The organism is Bradyrhizobium genosp. SA-3, from assembly GCF_004212635.1.
In the GTDB taxonomy this organism is placed as follows: Bacteria; Pseudomonadota; Alphaproteobacteria; order Rhizobiales; family Xanthobacteraceae; genus Bradyrhizobium.
The window spans coordinates 1-1647 of the sequence record NZ_PSRT01000297.1 but is presented as its reverse complement, the minus strand read 5'-3'; the positions used below and the strand labels follow the sequence as shown (position 1 = coordinate 1647).

General features: G+C 66.2%; 2 protein-coding genes. Both read right to left on the bottom strand.

Going from position 1 to position 1647, the window contains the following annotated elements:
- Positions 1–1307: MFS transporter (locus tag CWO91_RS42100; protein WP_165406082.1), on the bottom strand; the 1307-nt coding region annotated here is incomplete at its 3' end.
- Positions 1270–1647: alpha/beta hydrolase (locus CWO91_RS42095; RefSeq protein WP_208753150.1), on the bottom strand; the 378-nt coding region annotated here is incomplete at its 5' end. The genes CWO91_RS42095 and CWO91_RS42100, both read right to left, overlap by 38 nt.

Below are 1647 nucleotides of genomic sequence, written 5' to 3'. Positions count from 1 at the left end.
CCGCAGGCGGCCAGGAACAGAAACGCCGGCGTGACGGCGTCGATGGTGGCCTTGGGCGTGATCAGATTCGACGCGCCGGCGATCAGCGCGAGGCAGAGCGGTCCCGAAATCTTTCCGACACCGTTGGCGGCCTGCGCCAGTCCCACGCCGCGCGCGCTTAGCCGCACCGGAAAGATCTCGGCGGAATACGGCGCGATGTTGGAAAAACCGCCGTCGAAGAACAACGCAGCCGGGATCAACAGCACGACGAATGCCGGATAGCCAAAGATGATGCGGTCGAAGAACAGCGCCGCCGCGCCGAGCGAAAGCGCGATGCCATAGCCCATGATCTCACCGCAGCGCCGCCGCCCAAGCCATTGCGGCAGGAACGAGAACGCGGTACGGCCGAGCATGCCGGTCAGGCTGACGAAGACGAAGAGATGGGCGGCCTGCATCGGCGACACGCCCATCAGCAGCGCGACGATCGTGGGCCCCCACAGGAACACGCCGTAATTGGCCGTGCTCGCGCCGAGCCAGACGATCACCGTGAGCCAGAACAGTTTTGGCTTGGCCAACAGATCGGCGAAGCTCGAGGCCGGCGACCGCACATGGCCTGCCGGCGCGATAGCCGGCTGCGGCAAATTATCCGGCGGCACGTTTAATGCCCGGCCGACGATGCGGCGCGCCTCGGCGTGACGCCCGCGCGATACTAGCCAGCGCACGGACTCCGGCATAACAACCGCGATCAGAATGGCCGGAGCCAGCGGCAAGAAACCCAGCGCTGCGAGGCCGCGCCAGCCGATCAACTGCAACAGCGTCGCGGCCGTGAGCGACGCCGCGAGGATTCCGAGCGAAACCGGAATCACCGTGACGCTGGTCAGGATCGTGCGGTGCCGTGTCGGCGTATATTCGACGATCAGCGGCAGCGCGACCGCGGCTACAGCGCCGACGCCGAAGCCGACGACGAAGCGCAGGCACGCGAACAGGATCCACGCGCCGTCCGGGATGATCGAGATGGAACCTGCGCCCAGCGCGCAAAGAACGACGCCTGCGACCGTCAACGTCTTGCGGCCGAAATGATCCGCCAGCGCGCCCCAGGCCAGCGATCCGACGATCGCGCCGACGCCGGCGCTGAGCAGCATGACCGAGGTCTGGCCGAACGTCAGGTGCCATTGCGGGGCCAGCACCGCCACCAGGAAGCCCACGATGAAGAAGTCGAAAAAATCAAAGATGCTTGTCGTGACGGCGAGCGCCATGCTGACCCAGTAACGGGCATTGAGCGGCGCATCGTCATAGAGCGTGACGAGATCCTCCCCTTTGGTCTCCATGGTCATCCTCCTCCGTGTTTTGTCGTTGTTTTGTCTGGTCGCCTCGCAAAAATGCCCGTACCTCCGCCGCGACCGCGGCAGGATCTTGAATGGTCCCGATGTGGCCGATGCCGGCGATGGTCGCGGTCTTCGCTCCCGCGATCTCCCGCGCCAGCGACAGCGTATGCGCCGGCGGCATCAGGCGGTCGGCACCACCAGCCAGCACCAGCGTCGGCGCCGTGATCGCGCCGGGCTCGAACGCGATCGGCCGCGTCAGGATGGCGCCGCGGCGCTGCTTCTGTTCGGCATCGCGCGTGCTGCTGGTGAAGATCGCCAGCACCTCCGGATGCGCCGCGATGTA